The following is a 20,546-nucleotide window of genomic DNA, read 5'->3' as shown; positions in this document are numbered from 1 at the left end:
GGTACCAGCGGGTCAGCCGGAGGCGGTCGACGTGGCCCAGACGTACCGGTGCTCGGGGCGGCCCGTCTCGCCGTACTTCAGCGAGAGCCGCACGCGCCCGGCGCGTTCGAGCAGCTTGAGATAGCGCTGGGCGGTCTGCCGGCTCACCCCGGCCCGCTCGGCGATCTCCTGGGTGGACAGGGGCCCGCCGGCGGTGAGCAGGACCTGTCGCACCAGCTCCGCCGTGGTGGGGGAGTGGCCCTTGGGCAGGTCGGGCTCCGTCGCGCCCGCGGAGAGGGCGCCGAAGATCCGGTCCACCTCGGCCTGCTCCGCCTCGCCGCCGCCATCGAGGGTGTGGCGGAGCGCCGCGTACGCCTCCAGCTTGGTGCGCAGGCCGGCGAACGTGAACGGTTTCACCAGGTACTGCAGCGCGCCGTGCCGCATCGCCGCCTGGACGGTCGCCACATCGCGCGCCGCCGTCACCATGATCACGTCGGTGTGGTGACCGATCCGGCGCAGCTCCCGTACGACCGCGAGGCCGGTCTCGTCCGGCAGGTAGTGATCGAGCAGGATCAGGTCGACCGGGACCTCGGCGAGGCGGGCGAGCGCCTCACCGGTCGAATGCGCGGTGGCGACGACCCGGAAGCCGGGCACCTTGGTGACGTAGGCCGCGTTGATCTGCGCGACCCGTACGTCGTCGTCCACGACCAGCACGTCGATCATCGCGCCTCCCCGACCGACTCCGGGGCTGTCTCCGGGGCCTCAGCGGGCGTCTGCGTGGGCTCCCCCGCGGGGGCCTGCTCCGCGATGGTCTCCTCCGGCGCGGTCTCCGCCGACGCCGGCTCCGGCTCGGTCTCCTCCGGCGTGGGCTCCGGCTCGGTCAGCGCCTCCGGGAGGACGATGGTGAACTCGGCTCCTCCGTCCACGCCCGCGCCGATCCGTGCGCTGCCGCCCCGGCGCTCGGCGAGCCTGCGCACGAGGGCGAGGCCGAGGCCGCGCTTGCCGTGGGAGGGGAGCGCCTTGGTGGTCCAGCCCTCGGTGAAGATCAGTTCGCGGCGGTCCTCGGGGACGCCCGGGCCGCTGTCGGTGACCCGCAGGACGGCGGTGCGGCCCTCGGCCCGCAGGGCGATCTCCACCCGCGGTTCGGCGGTGCCGGCGGCGGCGTCCAGGGCGTTGTCGACCAGGTTGCCGACGACGGTGACCAGCTCCCGCGGATCGACGAGACGGTCGGGGAGCAGCGAGTCGGGCGCGATCCGCAGCGAGACGCCGCGCTCAGCGGCGACCGTGGCCTTGCCGACGAGCAACGCGGCCAGGAGGGGGTCGTGGATCTTCTCGGTGACCTGCTCGGCGGTGGCCCGGTGGACACCGACCACCTCGGTCACGAACTCGACCGCCTCGTCGTGCATCTCCAGCTCCAGCAGACCGAGGAGGGTGTGCAGACGGTTGGCGTGCTCGTGGTCCTGCGCCCGCAGGGCGTCGATCAGACCGCGGGTGGAGTCCAGCTCGCGGCCGAGCCGCTCCAGCTCGGTCCGGTCGCGCAGCGTGGCGACGGCGCCGCCGTCGTCCGTCGGCATCCGGTTGGCGATGAGGACCCGGTGGCCGCGGACGGTGACCAGGTCCTCGCCGGTGACCCGGCCGGCCAGCACATCGGCCGTACGACCCGACCCGAGCGCGTCCTCCAGGTGGCGTCCGGTGGCCTCCGGACCGATCCCCAGAAGGCGCTGGGCCTCGTCGTTCAGCAGCCGTACGCGACCGGCCCGGTCGAGGGCGACGACGCCCTCGCGGATGCCGTGGAGCATGGCCTCGCGCTCGGCGAGCAGCGCGGAGATGTCGGAGAAGGCAAGGTCGTGAGTCTGCCGCTGGAGCCGTCGGGAGATCAGATAGGCGGCGAGCGCACCGGCGGCCAGGGCGCCGCCCGCGTAGGCGAGGAGCCCCGGGATCGCCCCGAGCAGACGGTCCTGGACGCTGTCGTACTCGATGCCGACCGACACCGCGCCGACGATCGCTCCGTCGGTGTCCCGCAACGGCGTCTTGCCGCGCGCGGAGCGGCCGAGGGTGCCGCTGTCGATCTCCATCACCTCGTGGCCGGCGAGGGCCTCGCTGGGGTCCGTGGAGACGACCTTGCCGATCTGCGCGGGATCGGTGTGCGACCAGCGCACGCCGCGGGTGTCCATGACGACGACGTACTCGGCGCCGGTGCTCCGCCGGATCCGCTCGGCCTCCGCCTGTACGGCGCCCCGTGCGGAGGGAGACGAGGTCCGCAGCGCGGCGGCGACCTGAGGTGAGGCGGCGGTGTCGGCGATGGCGAGGGCACGGCGCATGGCCTGGTCGTCGAGCTGAGCGCTGAGCGGTGCCAGGAAGAGGCCGGTGGCCAGCACGGTGACGCCGGTGGCGATGGCCAGCTGCATGAGGAGGACCTGGGAGAACACCCGCTGCGGCCAGCCGAACCGCCGACGGCGCGCGGAGGGCGGCGCGGGGACGGTCGGTGCGGGGCTCATGCAGGAACGGTACGGGGCGGGGGAGCGCGACCGGAAATGCGGGGCCGGGCCGGCGGCGCCCGCGGGGCGGGGCGCGGGGTTTTCCGGTGCCGAACGCCGGCCGGGGCGTCGCGGGCCGGGGCGTCACGCGGCGGTGGGCGCCCGCGAGGGGAACGGGGGATGCCTATTCTGGGGGCTTTGACGTGTGCCGAGTCATCGGAGGGCTTGCCTTGACCACCCAGCAGATCCCCGTCGTCGTCCTCTCCGGGTTCCTGGGGTCGGGCAAGACGACGCTGCTCAACCATCTGCTCCGCAGCGCCAGAGGCACCCGGATCGGGGTCATGGTCAACGACTTCGGGGACATCGGGATCGACGCCATGACCGTCGCGGGACAGGTCGGGTCGACCGTCTCGCTCGGCAACGGATGTCTGTGCTGCGCGGTCGACGCGAGCGAGCTGGACGAGTACCTGGAGGTGCTCACCCGGCCCTCGGCCCGTCTCGACGTGATCGTCATCGAGGCGAGCGGCCTCGCGGAGCCCCAGGAGCTGGTGCGGATGGTGCTCGCCAGCGAGAACGAGCGGATCGTGTACGGCGGGCTGGTGCAGGTCGTCGACGCCGCCGAGTTCCCCGCCACACGCGAGCGGCACCCCGAGACCGACCGCCATCTCTCCCTCGCCGACCTGGTCGTCGTCAACAAGGCGGACCGGGTGGGGGAACGGGAACTGGAAGCCGTCCACGAGGCGGTCGCGGCGATCGCCGGACGCGCCGCCGTGATCCGCGCCGCGCACGGGCGCATCGACCCCGAAGTGCTCTTCGACAAGGTCGTGCCCGAGGGCGAGATCGAGGGGCAGATGTCCATCGAGGACCTGCTGTACGGAGACCCCGACGGCGGCGCCGACGAGACGGGCCACCCGCACGCCTCCTACGAGAGTCTCTCGGTCTCCACCCGGACCGCGCTGCACCCCAGGCGCCTGATGGAGTTCCTGGACTCCCGGCCGCAGGGCCTCTACCGCATCAAGGGCTTCATCGACTTCGGCGAGGCCGACCCCGGCAACCGGTACGCGGTCCACGCCGTCGGCCGCTTCCTGCGCTTCTACCCCGAGCCCTGGCCGGCCGGCGAGGACCGGCTGACCCAGCTCGTCCTGATCGGCTCCGGCATCGACGCCGACGCCCTCCGCAAGGAACTCGCCGGCTGCGAGTCGGCCGGCCCGCAGGACGCCCCCGATGAACACAGCATGTGGGGCGTCCTGCGGTACGTACAGCAGCCGGACGAAGATCCGGGCGAGCTGGTGGAGCCGGTGGCACCCTCCGGGGAGCGCTAACTCGCCGGGCCCGCCAGGACCGCGACCGGCTTGGCGAGAGGCGTGCCCGAGCCGTCGCGGCGCGGGTCGATCTCCGGAAGCTCCACCGGGGCGCCGTTCTTCTGTGCCGCCCGGGCCGGCGTCGCGCCCGCCCAGGCCAGGACCAGCACGTCCTCGCCCTTCAGGAACCGCTGGCAGCGCACGCCGCCCGTCGCGCGCCCCTTGCGGGGGTACTGGTCGAACGGCGTCAGCTTCGCCGACGTACCGGCACCGTCGTCCAGGGTGCCCGTGGAGCCCGCGACGGTGAACACCATCGCGTCCGCCGCCGGGTCCACGGCCGTGAACGAGATCACCTCGGCGCCGGCGGTCAGCTTGATCCCCGCCATGCCGCCCGCCGGGCGTCCCTGGGGTCGTACCTGCGAGGCCTGGTAGCGCAGCAGCTGGGCGTCGGAGGTGATGAAGACCAGGTCCTCCTCGCCCGTCCGCAGCTCGGTCCCGCCGATGATCCGGTCGCCCTCCTTGAGGGTGATGACCTCCAGCTCCTCCTTGTTCGCCGGATAGTCCGGCACCACGCGCTTCACCACGCCCTGCAGGGTGCCGAGCGCCAGACCCGGCGAGGACTCGTCGAGCGTGGTCAGGCAGACGACCGTCTCGTCGTCGGCCAGGGTGAGGAACTCCGCGAGCGGCGCCCCTCCCGCCAGGTTCGGCGCAGCGGCGGTGTCCGGCAGCTGGGGCAGGTCGATCACGGCGAGCCTCAGCAGGCGGCCGGTCGAGGTCACCACACCGACGTCACCGCGCTGGGTCGCCGGGACCGCCGAGACGATCACGTCGTGCTTGACACGCCTGCCGTCCTCGGCGGCCGGGATCTCCGCCGTCGCCGTACGGGCCAGCAGACCCGTCGAGGAGAGCAGGACCCGGCACGGGTCGTCCGCGACCTCCAGGGACGTGGCCGCGACCGGCGCGCCCGCCGATTCCAGCAGGACCGTACGCCGGTCGGTGCCGAACTTCTTCGCCACGGCGGCCAGTTCGGCCGAGACCAGCTTGCGCAGCTCCGCGTCGGACTCCAGGATCCCGGTCAACTCGTCGATCTCGCCGTTGAGCCGGTCGCGCTCGCTCTCCAGCTCGATCCGGTCGAACTTCGTGAGCCGGCGCAGCGGCGTGTCCAGGATGTACTGCGTCTGGACCTCGCTCAGCGAGAAGTGCTCGATCAGGCGCTCCTTCGCCTGCGCCGAGTTCTCGCTGGAGCGGATGAGACGGATGACCTCGTCGATGTCGAGCAGGGCGACGAGCAGGCCCTCGACCAGATGCAGACGGTCGCGCTTCTTGCCGCGGCGGAACTCGGAGCGGCGGCGCACCACGGTGAAGCGGTGGTCGAGGTAGACCTCGAGCAGCTCCTTGAGGCCCAGCGTGAGCGGCTGGCCGTCGACCAGCGCCACGTTGTTGATGCCGAAGGACTCCTCCATCGGCGTCAGTTTGTAGAGCTGCTCCAGGACCGCCTCCGGCACGAAGCCGTTCTTGACCTCGATGACCAGGCGCAGCCCGTGGTTGCGGTCGGTGAGGTCCTTGACGTCCGCGATGCCCTGCAGCTTCTTGGAGCCGACCAGATCCTTGATCTTGGAGATGACCTTCTCCGGACCGACCGTGAAGGGGAGTTCGGTGACGACGATGCCCTTGCGGCGCGCCGTCACGCTCTCCACCGTCGCGGTGGCGCGGATCTTGAACGTGCCGCGGCCCGACTCGTACGCGTCCTTGATCCCGGACAGGCCGACGATCCGGCCGCCGGTCGGCAGGTCGGGACCGGGTACGAAGCGCATCAGCGCCTCGAGATCGGCGTTCGGGTGTCGGATCAGATGCCGGGCGGCCGCGATCACCTCGCCCAGGTTGTGCGGCGGCATGTTGGTCGCCATGCCGACCGCGATCCCGGACGCGCCGTTGACCAGCAGGTTCGGGTACGCGGCGGGGAGCGCGACCGGCTCCCGCTCCTGGCCGTCGTAGTTCGGCGAGAAGTCGACGGTGTCCTCGTCGATCGACTCCGTCATCATCAGCGCCGCGGCGGCCATCCGGGACTCGGTGTACCGCATGGCGGCCGGCGGGTCGTCGTTGCCCAGCGAACCGAAGTTGCCGTGGCCGTCGACGAGGGGCAGCCGCATGGAGAAGGGCTGCGCCATGCGCACCATCGCGTCGTAGATCGACGCGTCGCCGTGCGGGTGCAGCTTTCCCATGACCTCGCCCACGACACGGGCGCACTTCACATAGCCGCGGTCGGGCCGGAGGCCCATCTCGTTCATCTGGTAGACGATGCGGCGCTGCACCGGCTTCATGCCGTCGCGGGCGTCCGGCAGCGCGCGGGAGTAGATCACCGAGTACGCGTACTCGAGGAAGGAGCCCTGCATCTCGTCGACGACGTCGATGTCGAGGATTCGCTCCTCGAACGCGTCGTCCGGCGGCGGTGTCTTCGTGCTGCGGCGGGCCATCGCGGCTGCGGCTCCTTCACCAACAAGGTTGATCTGACGCGGACCATTGTGGACCGTCCCACCGACAACGCCGACCGCGACCCAGGTATGGCCCCGTCCCGAGGCCTCCTCCGCCGTACGCGACGCCCGCGCGACCCGGAAGAGGGACGCTTCGAACCTGCGGGAACTTCGCCAGGTGTCAGTGCGCTTGCATACAGTGGCAGGACTTTTCCATATCGCGATCGAAGGGACGTACATGCCCATGGGTCACACGGCCACGGCCGAGGCCGGCTCCGGCGGCCTGACAGCGACCGAGCACCGGCTGGCCAACGGCCTGCGCGTGGTGCTCTCCGAGGACCACCTGACCCCGGTCGCCGCGGTCTGCCTCTGGTACGACGTCGGCTCGCGCCACGAGGTGGAGGGCCGCACCGGTCTCGCCCACCTCTTCGAGCACCTGATGTTCCAGGGGTCGAAGCAGGTCCACGGCAACGGTCACTTCGAGCTGGTCCAGGGTGCCGGCGGTTCGCTCAACGGCACGACGAGCTTCGAGCGCACCAACTACTTCGAGACCATGCCGACCCACCAGCTGGAGCTCGCGCTCTGGCTGGAGGCGGACCGCATGGGCTCGCTGCTGGCCGCCCTGGACGACGAGTCCATGGAGAACCAGCGGGACGTCGTCAAGAACGAGCGCCGCCAGCGGTACGACAACGTGCCCTACGGCACGGCCTTCGAGAAGCTCACGGCCCTCGCCTACCCGGAGGGCCACCCGTACCACCACACGCCGATCGGTTCCATGGCCGACCTGGACGCGGCGACCCTGGAGGACGCGCGGAGCTTCTTCCGCACGTACTACGCCCCGAACAACGCGGTGCTGTCCGTCGTCGGCGACATCGACCCGGCGCAGACCCTCGCCTGGATCGAGAAGTACTTCGGCTCCATCCCGTCCCACGACGGCAAGCTGCCGCCGCGCGACGGCACGCTGCCCGAGGTCATCGGCGAGCAGCTGCGCGAGGAGATCGTCGAGGAGGTCCCGGCCCGCGCGCTGATGGCCGCCTACCGCCTCCCGCACGACGGCACGCGCGAGTGCGACGCCGCCGACCTGGCCCTGACCGTCCTCGGTGGCGGCGAGTCCTCCCGGCTCCACAACCGGCTGGTCCGCCGCGACCGCACCGCCGTGGCCGCCGGCTTCGGCCTGCTGCGGCTCGCCGGCGCGCCCTCACTGGGCTGGCTCGACGTCAAGACGTCCGGCGGCGTCGAGGTCCCCGAGATCGAGGCCGCCGTCGACGAGGAACTGGCCCGCTTCGCCGCCGAGGGCCCGACGCCCGAGGAGATGGAGCGCGCCCAGGCCCAGCTGGAGCGCGAGTGGCTCGACCGGCTCGGCACGGTCGCCGGACGCGCCGACGAACTGTGCCGCTACGCGGTCCTGTTCGGCGACCCGCAGCTCGCCCTCACCGCGGTGAACCGCGTCCTGGACGTCACCGCCGATGAGGTGCAGGCGGTCGCCAAGGCCCGGCTGCGCCCGGACAACCGCGCGGTGCTGGTCTACGAGCCGGTCACCACCGAACAGAGCGACAGCGACGAGGAAGAGGGAGCGGACCAGTGAGCGACGCTGCCGCGTCTTTGACGAGCATGGACTTCCACCCGCAGCCGAAGCCGGGCGCCGCCCGCCCCTGGGCCTTCCCGGCCCCGGACCGCGGCGCGCTGGACAACGGCCTGACCGTGCTGCGCTGCCACCGCCCCGGCCAGCAGGTGGTGGCCGTCGAGATCCTCCTCGACGCCCCGCTGGACGCCGAGCCCGCCGGCCTGGACGGCGTCGCCACGATCATGGCCCGCGCCCTCTCCGAGGGAACGGACAAGCACACCGCCGAGGAGTTCGCCGCGGAGCTGGAGCGCTGCGGCGCCACGCTCGACGCGCACGCCGACCACCCGGGCGTGCGCGTCTCCCTCGAGGTCCCGGTCTCCCGGCTGCCCAAGGCGCTCGGGCTGCTCGCCGAGGCTCTGATCGCCCCGGCCTTCCTGGACACCGAGATCGAGCGCCTGGTGCGCAACCGGCTCGACGAGATCCCGCACGAGACGGCGAACCCGGCCCGCCGGGCGGCCAAGCAGCTCTCCAAGGAGCTCTTCCCGGCCGACTCGCGCATGTCCCGGCCCCGTCAGGGCACCGAGGAGACCGTCGCCGCGATCGACGCCGCGGCCGTCCGCGCCTTCTTCGAGGGGTACGTCCGTCCCGCCACGGCCACCGCCGTGATCGTCGGCGACCTGACCGACGTGGACCTGGACAAGATCCTCGCCGAGACCCTCGGGGCCTGGACGGGGGACACGGCGGAGCCGCGCCCCGTTCCCCCGATCACGGCCGACGACACCGGCCGGGTCGTCATCGTGGACCGTCCGGGCGCCGTCCAGACGCAGCTGCTGATCGGCCGCGTCGGCGCCGACCGGCACGACCGCGTCTGGCCCGCCCAGGTCCTCGGCACGTACTGCCTCGGCGGCACCCTCACCTCCCGCCTGGACCGCGTCCTGCGCGAGGAGAAGGGCTACACCTACGGTGTGCGGGCCTTCGGCCAGGTGCTCCGCTCCGACGGCCGGGGAAACGGCGCCTCGATGCTCGCCATCAGCGGCTCCGTCGACACCCCCAACACCGGGCCGGCGCTGGAGGACCTGTGGAAGGTCCTGCGCACGCTCGCGGCGGAGGGTCTGACGGACGCCGAGCGCGACGTGGCCGTGCAGAACCTGGTGGGCGTGGCCCCGTTGAAGTACGAGACCGCCGCCTCCGTCGCCGGGACGCTCGCCGACCAGGTCGAGCAGCACCTTCCGGACGATTTCCAGGCGCAGTTGTACGCGCGCCTGGCCGAGACCGGCACGGTGGAGGCGACGGCGGCCGTCGTCAACGCCTTCCCCGTGGACCGTCTGGTCACCGTGCTCGTCGGTGACGCGGCGCAGATCGAGGAGCCGGTGCGCGCCCTCGGCATCGGTGAAGTCACGGTTGTCACCGGCTGATCGAAGCAACCAGCACCTCACCGGAGGACCTCGACGTCAGGGTACGTCGGGGTCCTTCGTCTTTGTCCGGATTGCGGGAGAGGGTGCCTGTCTGCCCTGTGGCATGTCTTACAAATAGTCGTGTCTGTTTGGTGATTGAAAGACGGTCGGCTTAGCGTCGGTCCGGCTGTTCGCCAGTTGCACCCGCCGCATCCGCGGCATCGGACAGTCATCGCCGAGTCCCCGTCAGGCGCGAGCCTGGGGAGCCGGGGACCCACACGAAGTCCCTGGGGTGAATCGGACGCCTTCGCACCCGTGCGGAGGGGCCCGTAGGAGACCTTCCTGCTCCGAACCCGTCAGCTAACCCGGTAGGCGAGAAGGAAGGAAAGGATCAGCCACTTCATGGCGTTCACCCGTGCCACCGGGAAGCATCGTGGTCCGAGCCGTCTGTCGCGCCGTGGCGCGGGCATCGCCGGCGTCGCGACCCTCGCCACCACCGGCGTCATCGGAACCCTCGCCTCCCCGGCGCTCGCCGCCGACCCGGACACCCGGTCCCTCGAGGACACCGGTCTGACCCAGGTGGTCGCCGCCGACTTCCTCGCCGACACGATCGACGCCCAGGCCGCCGCGCAGGAGCGCGAGGCCGCCGAGGCCGAGGCCCGGGCGAAGGCCGAGGCCAAGCGGAAGGCCGAGGCGAAGCGCAAGGCCGAGGCCCGCGCCCAGGAGATCCGCGAGGCCAAGGAGCGCGCCGCCCGCGAGGCCGAGCGCAAGCGCCTGAACTCCTTCCAGCTTCCCGTGGCCGGTTCGTACGTCAGCACCGGCTACAAGACCGGCGGCTCGCTCTGGTCCTCCGGCAGCCACTCGGGCGTCGACTTCCACGCCGCCTACGGCACCACGGTCGTCTCGGTCGGCTCCGGCACGGTCGTCGAGGCCGGCTGGGGCGGCGCGTACGGCAACAACATCGTCATCCGGATGAACGACGGCACCTACACGCAGTACGGGCACCTGTCGGCCATCACCGTCTCGGTCGGCCAGTCCGTCACGCCGGGCGAGCAGATAGGCATCTCCGGCTCCACCGGCAACTCGACCGGCCCGCACCTCCACTTCGAGGCCCGCACCACCGCCGAGTACGGCTCCGACATCAACCCGGTCGCCTACCTGCGCGCCCGCGGTGTGAACGTCTGATCCATTCCCGCGCACGTCAGAAAAGCCCCGGCTCGTACAGAGCCGGGGCTTTTTGCCGTCCTTGCCTGCCAAAAGATATCCATGGATCGCCGGTACCCATCGGAAATTCCGCCCTACTGCAATAGAGTCACCGAGAGTCGACGAACAGACGTCAAGACGAGCAGACGTCAAGACGAACAGACGTCAATCGGATGGGTTTCGCGCGGATCAAGGCGGAGGTCGAACATGCGCATTCCCGCGCACTCGGTATGCACGGCGATCCGGGACGACATCGTCTCCGGCGTCTTCGAGCGCGGCAGCCGGCTGACGGAGGAGCAGCTGGCGCGCCGGTACGGAGTCTCCCGCGTCCCGGTCCGTGAGGCGCTGCGCACCCTGGAGTCCGAGGGCTTCGTGATCACCCGCCGCCATGCGGGCGCCCAGGTCGCCGAGCCCACCGAGCAGGAGGCCGCGGACCTGCTGGACGTACGGGCGCTCCTGGAGCCGCTCGGGGCCGCCCGCGCGGCCCAGCGCCGTACCGAGGCCCATCTCAAGGTACTGCGTGGCCTGGTCAGGCTGGGGCAGGAGCGGGCCAGGCGCGGCCAGGGCGAGGATCTGCGCTCGTTGGGCGGCTGGTTCCACGAGACGCTGGCGCAGGCCTCCGGCAGTCCCGCGCTCACCGCGCTGCTCACCCAGCTACGGCACAAGATCGCCTGGATGTACGCGGTCGAGCCCGCCGCCCAGCCCGTCGAGACCTGGGCGGAGCACGGGGCGATCGTGGACGCCGTGGCGCGCGGTGACGCCGAAAGGGCGCGTGCGCTCACCGCGCTGCACGCCGAGCGCTCCCTGGTGCTCCATCGGCTGAAGCGGCCGGAGCGGGGACGTGTGAGGGCTTCGCAACATGTCGTAAACACCGCCGGCGTCCGGAATTAACGGCAGGGCCGTATACAAAGAGAAGCGAATTCGCCGGACGGAATTCGTGCTGCCCGAAAAACGAGGCCTGGGCTTTTCCTGGAAAGCGAAGAAGCCGCACCCGCCGGAATTCCGGCAGATGCGGCTTCTTCGTCGTTCGTCGTTGTCGTGCGTCGTTCGTCGTGCGTCGTTAGGGCCCGACGTCAGACGGTCTCGGGAAGCTCGTCGAGCCCCTCGGCAACCAGCTTCGCCAGACGGTCCAGGGCGGCCTCGGCACCCTCCGCGTCCGAAGCGAGCACGATCTCCTCGCCGCCCTGCGCACCCAGGCCGAGCACCGCGAGCATCGACGCGGCGTTCACCGGGTTGCCATCGGCCTTCGCGATCGTCACGGGGACGCCGGAAGCCGTGGCCGCACGGACGAAGATGGAGGCGGGGCGGGCGTGCAGGCCCTCGGCCCAACCGACGTTGACGCGGCGCTCAGCCATGGTGTTGCCCTTCAAGTCTTAGCGGGTTGTCTAGACCAGTCTCTCACGGGTTGACGACGTGCTCGTAACCGACCTTCGGCCCCGGCGGGACGGCCGTCCGGCCTTCCTACCCTGCCCGTGGCGCGCGTGGCGCGCACGCCACGCGCGCGACCGGTGTCACTGTCGTACCCCGGCCGTAGGCTTGCCCCATGCAGAGCGCGTCGGAACAGCCGGAACACGCATACCCCGACCACTGGGAAGCCGATGTGGTCCTCCGTGACGGCGGCACCGCGCGCATCAGGCCCATCACCGTTGATGACGCCGACCGACTGGTCAGCTTCTACGAGCAGGTCTCGGACGAGTCGAAGTACTACCGCTTCTTCGCGCCGTACCCGCGCCTCTCCGCCAAGGACGTGCACCGCTTCACCCATCACGACTTTGTGGACAGGGTGGGACTCGCGGCGACCATCGGCGGGGAGTTCATCGCCACCGTACGCTACGACCGCATCAACGCCCAAGGTCTGCCCGCCTCGGCGCCCGCCGACGAGGCCGAGGTCGCCTTCCTGGTCCAGGACGCCCACCAGGGGCGGGGGGTGGCCTCCGCCCTCCTCGAACACATCGCGGCGGTGGCGCGGGAGCGGGACATCAGACGGTTCGCGGCCGAGGTGCTGCCCGCCAACACGAAGATGATCAAGGTCTTCACGGACGCCGGCTACACCCAGAAGCGGAGCTTCGAGGACGGTTCCGTACGGCTCCACCTCGACCTGGAGCCCACCGACCGCTCGCTGGCCGTCCAGCGCGCGCGGGAGCAGCGGGCCGAGGCCCGCTCCGTGCAGCGCCTCCTCGCCCCCGGCTCGGTCGCCGTGATCGGAGCCGGACGGACCCCCGGCGGGGTCGGCCGGACGGTCCTGCGCAATCTCCTGGAGGCCGGATACACCGGGCGTACGTACGCGGTGAACCGCGCCCTGGAAGAGGGGACGACCGCGCTCGACGGGGTGCCGGCCTTCCGCTCGGTGAGGGACATCGGCGAACCGGTGGACCTGGCCGTCGTGGCCGTGCCTGCCGAACGGGTGCCGGAGGCGGTCGCCGACTGCGGCGAGCACGGGGTGCGGGGCCTCGTCGTCCTCTCCGCGGGCTATGCGGAGAGCGGGGCCGAGGGGCGGGAACGCCAGCGCGAACTGGTGCGGCAGGCCCGTTCGTACGGGATGCGGATCATCGGCCCCAACGCGTTCGGGATCATCAACACCTCGGCGGGCGTCCGGCTGAACGCCTCGCTCGCCCCGCAGATGCCGGCGGCCGGACGGATCGGGCTCTTCACCCAGTCCGGAGCGATCGGCATCGCCCTCCTCGCCGGCCTGCACCGCAGGGGAGCCGGTCTCTCCTCCTTCCTCTCGGCCGGCAACCGGGCGGACGTCTCCGGCAACGACCTGCTGCAGCACTGGTACGACGACCCGGAGACGGACGTCGTCCTGCTGTACCTGGAGTCGATCGGCAACCCCCGCAAGTTCACCCGGCTGGCCCGGCGCACGGCGGCGGTCAAGCCGGTCGTGGTCGTCAAGGGCGCGCGGCACAGCGGCAGCGCGCCGCCCGGACACCGGGTGCCGGTCACCCGCATCCCGCACGCCACGGTCTCCGCGCTGCTCCGGCAGGCCGGAGTCATCCGCGTCGACACGGTCACCGAACTGGTCGACGCTGGCCTGCTCCTCGCCGGCCAGCCGCTGCCGGCCGGTCCGAGGGTCGCGATCCTCGGCAACTCCGAGTCGCTGGGGCTGCTGACGTACGACGCTTGCCTGACGGAGGGCCTGCGGCCGCTCCGCCCGCTCGACCTGACGACGGGGGCGAGCCCGGCGGACTTCCGCGACGCGCTGGCGGCGGCGCTCGTGGACGAGACCTGCGACGCGGTCGTCGTGACGGCGATCCCCTGGGTGGGGGAGAACGGCGCGGTCGAATCCGGCGACGGCCAGGTCCTCGCGGCCGTCCTCCGCGAAGCCGTCGCCTCCGCCCCGGCCCCGGCGAAGCCGGTGGTCGTGGTCCACGTCGAGATGGGCGGCCTGGCGGAGGCGCTCTCCGCGGCGACGAGCACCAGACCGACGGCAGGAACCGGCGGCGCGGCTCCGGCCTCCGGACCGGTGACGGGAGCGCGGGCAGGGGGCGCAGACGCAGGCGCCGAGGCGTCTTCGCGGACCTCCGCTCCCGCCTCCTCGGCTTCCGCCCCCGCCTCCCCGGCACAGGACTCCGCTGCCGTCGGACACGGGAAGGCTGACGGGCGCGCGGACGCACTCGCTTCCCGGGCCGCGACTCCGACCCCGACTCCGCCCCCGCCCCGGGCCGCGACTCCGACCCCGACTCCGGACCCGGCCGCGACTCCGACCCTGACTCCGGCCCCGGCCCCGGCCGCGGCCCCGACCCCGACTCCGCCCTCGGCCCCGTCCGCGCCGGGGGCCGCCGGGGGCCGGCCGTCGGACGGCTCGGCCCCGGCCCGGAACGCCGGCTCCGCCATGACCGACCCCGAAAACGGGACCGGCGCCGGCGGCAGTGGCAACATTCCGGCCTATCCCGCCGCCGAGCGAGCCGTACGGGCGCTCGCCGAGGCCGTGCGGTACGGGCAGTGGCGGCGCCAGGCGGAAGAGCCGGGCCGGGTGCCGGAGTACGAGGACATCGACGAGAGCGGGGCCGCCGCCCAGATCGAGCGGCTGCTGGCGGACGACGTGGACGCCCGGGGCGTGACCCTCGGCGCCGACGCGGCCGGCGAACTGCTCGCCCGGTACGGAATCGCCGTGCTACCCACCCTCCCCGCACCGTCCCCCGACATCGCCGTCGCGGCCGCGGCCCGCCTCGGCTATCCCGTCGCGCTGAAGACGACCGCGCCCCACCTGCGCCACCGCCCCGACCTCGGCGGCGTCCGGCTCGACCTGGCCACCGAGGAACAACTCCGTACCGCCTACGCCGAACTGACCGACACCCTCGGCAAGCCCGAGGAGCTCCAGCCGGTCGTCCAGGCCATGGTGCCGCGCGGGGTCGACACCGTCGTCCGCTCGGCCATCGACCCGGCCGTCGGCGCCGTGCTCTCCTTCGGCCTCGCCGGAGCCGCCTCCGAACTCCTCGGCGACATGTCCCACCGACTGGTCCCCGCCACCGACCGGGACGCCGCCGAGCTCGTACGCTCGATCCGCACCGCCCCCCTCCTCTTCGGCTGGCGCGGCTCGGCTCCCGTCGACACCCCGGCCCTGGAGGAACTGCTGCTCAGGGTCTCCCGCCTCGTCGACGACCACCCGGAAGTCGTCGCCATCGCCCTGGAGCCCGTCGTCGTCGCCCAGCACGGGCTCTCCGTCCTCGGCGCCACCGTGCGTCTCGCCCCGCCACCACCGCGCACGGACCTCGGCCCGCGCAGCCTCCCGAGCTACTGAAGCGGGGCGCCGCCCCCCCCGCGGAAGCGGCCCGGAGCGCCCCTTCCGACGGATTAGGATGGAGTCCATGGCAAAGACCGGTACGACGACCCAGGGGCTGCGCGCGGCGATCGAGCGCAGCGGCTACTACCCGGCCCTCGTGGCCGAGGCGGTGGAGGCCGCCGTCGGTGGCGAGGCGATCGCGTCGTACCTGGTGCACCAGGAGACCACCTTCGACTCCAACGAGGTCCGCCGCCATGTCACGGTCCTCGTCCTGACGGCCAACCGCTTCATCGTCAGCCACACCGACGAGCAGGCCGCCGACACCAGCTCCCCGACGCCGTACGCCACGACCTCCACCGAGTCGGTCAAGCTCGACCGGATCTCCTCGGTCGTCGTCAGCCGCGTCGTCGCCAACCCGGAGTCGTACACCCCCGGCACCCTGCCCCGTGAGGTCGTCCTCACCATCGGCTGGGGCGCCGTCTCCCGGATCGACCTGGAGCCCGCCGCCTGCGGCGACCCGAACTGCGACGCCGACCACGGCTACACCGGAAACGCCACCGCCGACGACCTCAGCCTGCGCGTCAGCGACGCGGGCGACGGCCCGGACACGGTCCGCCAGACGCTGGCCTTCGCGCAGTCGCTCTCCGAAGCCACCGCGGCGACCCGCTGATGGTCCAGCCCACGGCCGTCACCTCGGGCTGGCCCGACGACCCCCTTCCGCTCGCCCTGGACACCGCGCCCGTCCCCGAGTACGGCTCGGGCTCGCTGGCCGATCTCCTACCGACGCTGGTCGCCGGCCAGGGAGCGGCCGGATGCGACGCCAGGATCGCCGAGCTCACCCCCACCGACCGGAACTGCGTGTTCCTGATCGACGGGCTGGGCTGGGAACAGATCAAGGCGCATCCGGACGAGGCGCCGTACCTCACCTCGCTGCTCGCCTCTTCGCGCGGCGGCACAGGGCGGCCGATCACCGCCGGCTTCCCCGCCACCACCGCGACCTCGCTCGCCTCGGTCGGCACCGGCCGGGTCCCCGGCGCGCACGGCCTGCCCGGCTACACCGTCCGCAACCCCGAGACCGGCGAGCTGATGAACCAGCTCCGCTGGAAGCCGTGGACGCCGCCGCAGGTCTGGCAGCCGTACCCCACCGTCTTCCAGCTGGCGCACGAGGCCGGGATCCACACCGCCCAGGTCTCCTCGCCGATCTTCCAGGACACCCCGCTCACCAAGATCGCGCTGAGCGGCGGAACGTTTCACGGCCGGCTCTCCGGCGAGGAGCGCATGGACTTCGCCGCCGAGCAGCTCGCCGCCGGCGACCGGTCGCTGGTTTACACGTACTACAGCGAACTCGACGGCGCCGGACACCGCTTCGGCATCGACTCCGACGCCTGGCGCGGCCAGCTGATGTTCGTCGACCGGCTCGTCCAGCGCCTCGCCGAGCAACTGCCCGCCCGCTCCGCGCTCTACGTCACCGCCGATCACGGCATGGTCGACATCCCCTTCGACGAGCACTCCAGGATCGACTTCGACGAGGACTGGGAGCTGCGCGCCGGTGTGGCCCTCCTCGGCGGCGAGGGCCGTGCCCGCCACGTCTACGCCGTGCCGGGCGCCGAGGCCGACGTCCTCACGTGCTGGCGAGAGGTGCTCGGTGAGCAGTTCTGGGTGGCGAGCCGGGACGAGGCGCTGGCCCTCGGCTGGTTCGGCGACGTGGTCGACGAGCGGGTGTACGGCAGGATCGGTGACGTCGTCGCGGCCGCCCACGACGACGTCATCATCACCGCGTCCGTCAACGAGCCGCACGAGTCGGCGATGGTCGGCGTGCACGGATCGATGACCTCCGCGGAGCAGCTGGTCCCGCTCCTCCAAGTCCGCTCCTGACCGTCACCTCGCTTCGGGGCGCCCGCCCGCTCCCGCCCACCCGTCCACGCCGTCCTTTCCCCTGCTCCTTCCCCGTGCTCCTTCCGACCTGAAAGGTCCTCGACCTCCCATGCCCGAGCTGGTGTTCTTCTCCGGAACGATGGACTGCGGAAAGAGCACCCTCGCTCTTCAGATCGAGCACAACCGGTCCGCCCGCGGACTCCAGGGCATGATCTTCACGCGCGACGACCGCGCGGGGGAGGGCAAGCTCTCCTCCCGCCTCGGCCTGGTCACGGACGCCGTGGAGGCGGCGGAGGGTTTCGACTTCTACGCGTACCTCGTCGGCCACCTGTCGAAGGGCGGCCGCTGCGACTACGTCATCGCGGACGAGGCGCAGTTCCTCTCGCCCGAGCAGATCGACCAGCTCGCCCGGGTCGTCGACGACCTCGAACTCGACGTCTTCGCCTTCGGCATCACCACCGACTTCCGTTCCAAGCTCTTCCCCGGCTCCCAGCGCCTCGTGGAGCTCGCGGACCGCGTCGAGGTTCTTCAGGTCGAGGCCCTGTGCTGGTGCGGAGCCCGGGCGACCCACAACGCACGCACCGTGGGCGGCGCGATGGTCGTCGAGGGCGCACAGGTCGTCGTCGGGGACGTGGACGCGGGCGACGAGATCGGCTACGAAGTCCTCTGCCGGCGCCACCACCGACGCCGCATGACGGCCGCCACGGCCCGTGCGGCGGCTCTCTCTCCCGACGTACTGCCGGTGACCACGGCCTGACGGAATCGACGGGCCCGCCCGACCGAAAGCCCCTCCGCGCCCCGGCACCCCCTGTTCACCTCCGGGGAACCCGGCCACCGCCTCCTGATCGGAAACGCGTCGTTCCGCTCGGCTCTCATGGCCGTCGGCCCCTGACACGCACACCGGGCCGCCTGCGCATCCGCGCGCCGCGCGACACACCCCCGGAGGACGTGTGCCCCCTGCTGCCGCCCCGCAACGGTCCGGCCGGTCGCGGCGGTTGCTCGCCCGGCTCCGGCACAGCCCGCGCCTGCGCGCCGCCTCCGGAGCGTCGCTGCTGACCTGCCTCGTCTTCTGCCTCGGCGGAGCGCTGGCCGGCAGCCACCCCTTCGGCCCCACCACCCGCAACACCGTCGACCTCGGCCAGCAGTACCTCCCGTTCCACGCCTACTGGCGCACACTGCTGCTCGGCCGAGCCGACGGCGATCTCTTCCTCAACTGGAGCTCGGGGTTCGGCTCGAACTTCCTGGGCGACTACGGCACGTACCTGAGCAGCCCGTTCGACCTGATGGTCGTGCTCTTCCCGGCGGACCGGATCGAACTCGCCCTCTACGTCATCACCGCCGCGAAGATCACCGCCGCCGGCGGAGCGATGGCGGCCCTGCTCCTGACGCTGCGCCGCGGCCCCTGGCCGGTGGCCGCCGTTCTGGGAACGGCGTACGCCCTGTGCGGCTGGACCCTGAACTACGGCGCCACCGTGCCGATGTGGCTCGACGGCCTGCTGGCCTTCCCGCTGCTGTGCATGGTCGGCGAGTGGGCGAGGTCGGGGCGACGCCCGGTGCTGGGCCCGCTGATCGTCGCGGCGGCCTGGTTCGCCAACTTCTACACCGCCTACATGGCGACCGTCGGCGCGGCCGTCGTCCTCGTGGTCCGGCTGCTGACCGCCGACGACACCGGACGCAGGCGCCTGGCCGGACTGCTGGGTGCCGCCCGGGCCGTCCTCGTGGGCGTCGGCCTCGCGGCGCCGCTCGTCCTGGTGATCTTCCTGGCCACCCGGGTCGCGGACCCGACGCCCGAGGTGACGTTCACCGCCGTCGCCTGGACGGAGGTCTTCGCCCGGCTGCTGCCGGCCACGGCGAGCGTGGCCAGCCCCGCCCTGTTCATCGGCACCCCGGCCCTCGGGCTGGCGCTCACCCTGCCCTTCAACGGCGCGGTGGCCCCCCGTGTCCGGGCCGCCTGGACGGCGGCGATCTGTCTGGTGGCGCTCTCGATGCAGTGGGAACCCACCCATCTGCTCTGGCACGCGGGCGCCTCGCCCAACGGCATTCCGTACCGTCAGAGCTTCGTGCTCTGCGGTCTGCTGCTGATGGCGGCCTGGCTGTCCACCGCCCAGGGGCTGCCCCGGACACCCGCGCTGCTCGGCGCCGGAGCTCTGCTCGCCGGGATGACGTTCGCGGCCCGCGGCAGCGCCGTCGTCGACCGCTGGACCTACCCCGCCTTCGCCGCCGCCCTGACCCTCGCCGTCCTCGCCGCCACCGCCGTGCTGCTCGCCCGGCACTCTTCCGTCGGGGCCCGGGCCCTGCCCGCCGTGGCCGTGGTCCTCCTCGTCCTGGCCCAGGCCGGCGAGACGGCGGTCACCGCGGGCCGGATCGAGGAACAGCAACTCGACAAGGTCGCATGGGCCCCCCGCCTCGGCCCGTGGCACGCGGACATGGCGCGGTCCACGGCACAGGAGGACGCCTGGCCGCACCACCGTACGGACCCCGGAGAGATCCCGGGCGGCAACGACGTCCTGCTGGTCGGCGGACAGGGCGCCGACTACTACTCCAGCCTGACGTCGGAGACGTACTCCCGGACGCTGTCCGCCCTCGGCTTCGGCTTCTACGCCAAGGGCCGCCATCCCGTCGCCCTCGACCACCCCGTGACGGACGCGATCTTCTCGATCGGCACCCGGATGCGGTCCCGGCCCACCGGGCCCGTACGGACCGACGAGCCGCCCGAGGCGACCATCACCACCACCGACACCGCCGTGCCGCCGCTCGTCACCGTCCGCCCGGACGTACGGCTGCCCGCGCGCGGCATCCGCTTCGGCGACTCCGCCTTCGCCAACCAGGAACTGCTGCTCGGCGCCAGGGTGTACGCAGCGCCCACCGGACTCCGCCGCACGGACGGCCCCCGGGGCGCCACCACGCTGACGGCCTCCTGCCCCGCCGGCGCCCAGCTCTGGTTCTGGGCCCCCGAGTACCGCGGGACGGCGGCCCTGGCCGGCCGGCCGCCCGTCGCCTTCGCCGGCGGACTGCCGTCGGTACAGGGCCCCATGAGGCCGCTCGGCACCGTCCCGGCGTCCGGCGCGGTACGCATCGAACTGCGGGCCGGCGCCGGCGCCCCGGTCCTCCCCAGGCAGCCGGTCGGCTGCCTGGTCCAGGAGCGCCTCGACACGGCCGTGCGGCGGCTGACGACGACCGGCGCCACCACCGTACGCACCTCCGGCCACACCCTCACCGCCGAACTCCCGGCCGGCAGCACCGGAACCGCCGTCATCGCCGTCCCGCAGATCTCCGGCTGGATCTGCGCCGCCGGTGAGGCGCCGCCCGCCCCCGCCCAGCGGTACCTCGGTCTACTGGCCGTCCCCCTCGACGGCGAGGCGACCAGGGTCAGCTGCGCCTTCCGGCCGCCGGGGCTGCGACTCGGCGGCGCCGTCGCCGTCCTCGCACTCATCTGCCTGTCGGCCATCGCATTCCGGCACCGATTCCTCCGCCGGACGACAAGAGTTCATCCGCAGTGCACATCCGGCTCGTCCGGCGGGAATTGACGATCGATACGCTGCCCGCCTGACCGGCTTTC

14 protein-coding genes and 1 riboswitch are annotated in these 20,546 nt (G+C 72.4%); of the genes, 10 read left to right on the top strand and 4 right to left on the bottom strand.

The window, feature by feature from the left end:
- Nucleotides 1-12: 12 nt before the first annotated feature.
- Both J7E93_RS10870 and J7E93_RS10865 read right to left on the bottom strand, forming a co-directional pair.
- Nucleotides 13-702 carry a response regulator gene (locus tag J7E93_RS10870; RefSeq protein ID WP_215067844.1) on the bottom strand — a complete coding sequence of 230 codons (690 nt, stop codon included), beginning with the start codon at nucleotides 700-702 and terminating at the stop codon, nucleotides 13-15.
- A complete protein-coding gene (locus J7E93_RS10865; protein ID WP_215067842.1) occupies nucleotides 699-2,477 on the bottom strand; it encodes a sensor histidine kinase in 1,779 nt (592 codons plus the stop codon). The genes J7E93_RS10870 and J7E93_RS10865 overlap by 4 nt, the downstream gene beginning before the upstream one ends.
- A 209-nt stretch (nucleotides 2,478-2,686) precedes the next feature.
- Between J7E93_RS10865 and J7E93_RS10860 the strand changes: the two genes are divergently transcribed.
- On the top strand, nucleotides 2,687-3,778 hold the full coding sequence (locus J7E93_RS10860) for a GTP-binding protein (protein ID WP_215067840.1): 1,092 nt from the start codon (nucleotides 2,687-2,689) through the stop codon (nucleotides 3,776-3,778).
- On the opposite strand, the gene J7E93_RS10855 is transcribed toward J7E93_RS10860, so the two are convergent.
- Complete coding sequence (locus J7E93_RS10855; RefSeq protein ID WP_215067838.1) at nucleotides 3,775-6,231, bottom strand: DNA topoisomerase (ATP-hydrolyzing) subunit A; 2,457 nt, start codon at nucleotides 6,229-6,231, stop codon at nucleotides 3,775-3,777. The genes J7E93_RS10860 and J7E93_RS10855 overlap by 4 nt on opposite strands.
- Nucleotides 6,232-6,466: 235 nt before the next feature.
- On the opposite strand from J7E93_RS10855, the gene J7E93_RS10850 reads away from it, so the two are divergent.
- The 4 genes from J7E93_RS10850 (at nucleotide 6,467) to J7E93_RS10835 (ending at nucleotide 11,280) form a co-directional block, all read left to right on the top strand.
- Complete coding sequence (locus tag J7E93_RS10850; protein WP_215067836.1) at nucleotides 6,467-7,813, top strand: pitrilysin family protein; 1,347 nt, start codon at nucleotides 6,467-6,469, stop codon at nucleotides 7,811-7,813.
- 26 nt (nucleotides 7,814-7,839) lie between these two features.
- Nucleotides 7,840-9,207, top strand: a complete 1,368-nt coding sequence (locus J7E93_RS10845) for a pitrilysin family protein (protein ID WP_251066376.1) — start codon at nucleotides 7,840-7,842, stop codon at nucleotides 9,205-9,207.
- A gap of 202 nt (nucleotides 9,208-9,409) precedes the next feature.
- Nucleotides 9,410-9,576, top strand: a riboswitch (cyclic di-AMP (ydaO/yuaA leader).
- Nucleotides 9,577-9,588: 12 nt separating this feature from the next.
- Nucleotides 9,589-10,371: a M23 family metallopeptidase gene (locus J7E93_RS10840; protein ID WP_215067832.1), complete on the top strand. Its 783-nt coding sequence runs from the start codon at nucleotides 9,589-9,591 to the stop codon at nucleotides 10,369-10,371.
- 225 nt (nucleotides 10,372-10,596) lie between these two features.
- The gene (locus J7E93_RS10835) at nucleotides 10,597-11,280 is read left to right on the top strand and encodes a GntR family transcriptional regulator (RefSeq protein ID WP_215067830.1); all 684 of its coding nucleotides are present in this window, start codon (nucleotides 10,597-10,599) and stop codon (nucleotides 11,278-11,280) included.
- A 182-nt stretch (nucleotides 11,281-11,462) separates the two neighbouring features.
- Here the strand turns inward: J7E93_RS10835 and J7E93_RS10830 are convergent, their stop codons facing one another.
- Complete coding sequence (locus J7E93_RS10830; protein WP_215067828.1) at nucleotides 11,463-11,744, bottom strand: HPr family phosphocarrier protein; 282 nt, start codon at nucleotides 11,742-11,744, stop codon at nucleotides 11,463-11,465.
- A 188-nt stretch (nucleotides 11,745-11,932) separates the two neighbouring features.
- On the opposite strand from J7E93_RS10830, the gene J7E93_RS10825 reads away from it, so the two are divergent.
- From J7E93_RS10825 to J7E93_RS10805, 5 genes are all read left to right on the top strand, one after another.
- Nucleotides 11,933-15,130, top strand: a complete 3,198-nt coding sequence (locus J7E93_RS10825; RefSeq protein ID WP_215067826.1) for a bifunctional GNAT family N-acetyltransferase/acetate--CoA ligase family protein — start codon at nucleotides 11,933-11,935, stop codon at nucleotides 15,128-15,130.
- Nucleotides 15,131-15,197: 67 nt separating this feature from the next.
- Nucleotides 15,198-15,782, top strand: a complete 585-nt coding sequence (locus J7E93_RS10820; RefSeq protein ID WP_158991310.1) for a DUF5998 family protein — start codon at nucleotides 15,198-15,200, stop codon at nucleotides 15,780-15,782.
- Complete coding sequence (locus J7E93_RS10815; RefSeq protein WP_215067824.1) at nucleotides 15,782-16,987, top strand: alkaline phosphatase family protein; 1,206 nt, start codon at nucleotides 15,782-15,784, stop codon at nucleotides 16,985-16,987. The genes J7E93_RS10820 and J7E93_RS10815 overlap by 1 nt, the downstream gene beginning before the upstream one ends.
- 109 nt (nucleotides 16,988-17,096) lie before the next feature.
- A complete protein-coding gene (locus J7E93_RS10810; RefSeq protein ID WP_215067822.1) occupies nucleotides 17,097-17,744 on the top strand; it encodes a thymidine kinase in 648 nt (215 codons plus the stop codon).
- A 193-nt stretch (nucleotides 17,745-17,937) separates the two neighbouring features.
- Nucleotides 17,938-20,514: a YfhO family protein gene (locus J7E93_RS10805; RefSeq protein WP_215067819.1), complete on the top strand. Its 2,577-nt coding sequence runs from the start codon at nucleotides 17,938-17,940 to the stop codon at nucleotides 20,512-20,514.
- Nucleotides 20,515-20,546: the final 32 nt, after the last annotated feature.

The sequence above is a fragment of the Streptomyces sp. ISL-36 genome, assembly GCF_018614205.1.
Lineage (GTDB): Bacteria > Actinomycetota > Actinomycetes > Streptomycetales > Streptomycetaceae > Streptomyces.
This window is presented reverse-complemented; position numbering and strand designations above follow the sequence as displayed.

What these genes read in the sequence shown, in the direction of transcription:
- J7E93_RS10825 (WP_215067826.1), top strand. Translation starts at nt 11,933, where the DNA reads ATGCAGAGCGCGTCGGAACAGCCGGAACACGCATACCCCGACCACTGG.
- J7E93_RS10865 (WP_215067842.1), bottom strand. Translation starts at nt 2,477, where the DNA reads ATGAGCCCCGCACCGACCGTCCCCGCGCCGCCCTCCGCGCGCCGTCGG.
- J7E93_RS10830 (WP_215067828.1), bottom strand. Translation starts at nt 11,744, where the DNA reads ATGGCTGAGCGCCGCGTCAACGTCGGTTGGGCCGAGGGCCTGCACGCC.
- J7E93_RS10815 (WP_215067824.1), top strand. Translation starts at nt 15,782, where the DNA reads ATGGTCCAGCCCACGGCCGTCACCTCGGGCTGGCCCGACGACCCCCTT.
- J7E93_RS10810 (WP_215067822.1), top strand. Translation starts at nt 17,097, where the DNA reads ATGCCCGAGCTGGTGTTCTTCTCCGGAACGATGGACTGCGGAAAGAGC.
- J7E93_RS10850 (WP_215067836.1), top strand. Translation starts at nt 6,467, where the DNA reads ATGCCCATGGGTCACACGGCCACGGCCGAGGCCGGCTCCGGCGGCCTG.
- J7E93_RS10845 (WP_251066376.1), top strand. Translation starts at nt 7,840, where the DNA reads ATGGACTTCCACCCGCAGCCGAAGCCGGGCGCCGCCCGCCCCTGGGCC.
- J7E93_RS10840 (WP_215067832.1), top strand. Translation starts at nt 9,589, where the DNA reads ATGGCGTTCACCCGTGCCACCGGGAAGCATCGTGGTCCGAGCCGTCTG.
- J7E93_RS10835 (WP_215067830.1), top strand. Translation starts at nt 10,597, where the DNA reads ATGCGCATTCCCGCGCACTCGGTATGCACGGCGATCCGGGACGACATC.
- J7E93_RS10855 (WP_215067838.1), bottom strand. Translation starts at nt 6,231, where the DNA reads ATGGCCCGCCGCAGCACGAAGACACCGCCGCCGGACGACGCGTTCGAG.
- J7E93_RS10820 (WP_158991310.1), top strand. Translation starts at nt 15,198, where the DNA reads ATGGCAAAGACCGGTACGACGACCCAGGGGCTGCGCGCGGCGATCGAG.
- J7E93_RS10870 (WP_215067844.1), bottom strand. Translation starts at nt 702, where the DNA reads ATGATCGACGTGCTGGTCGTGGACGACGACGTACGGGTCGCGCAGATC.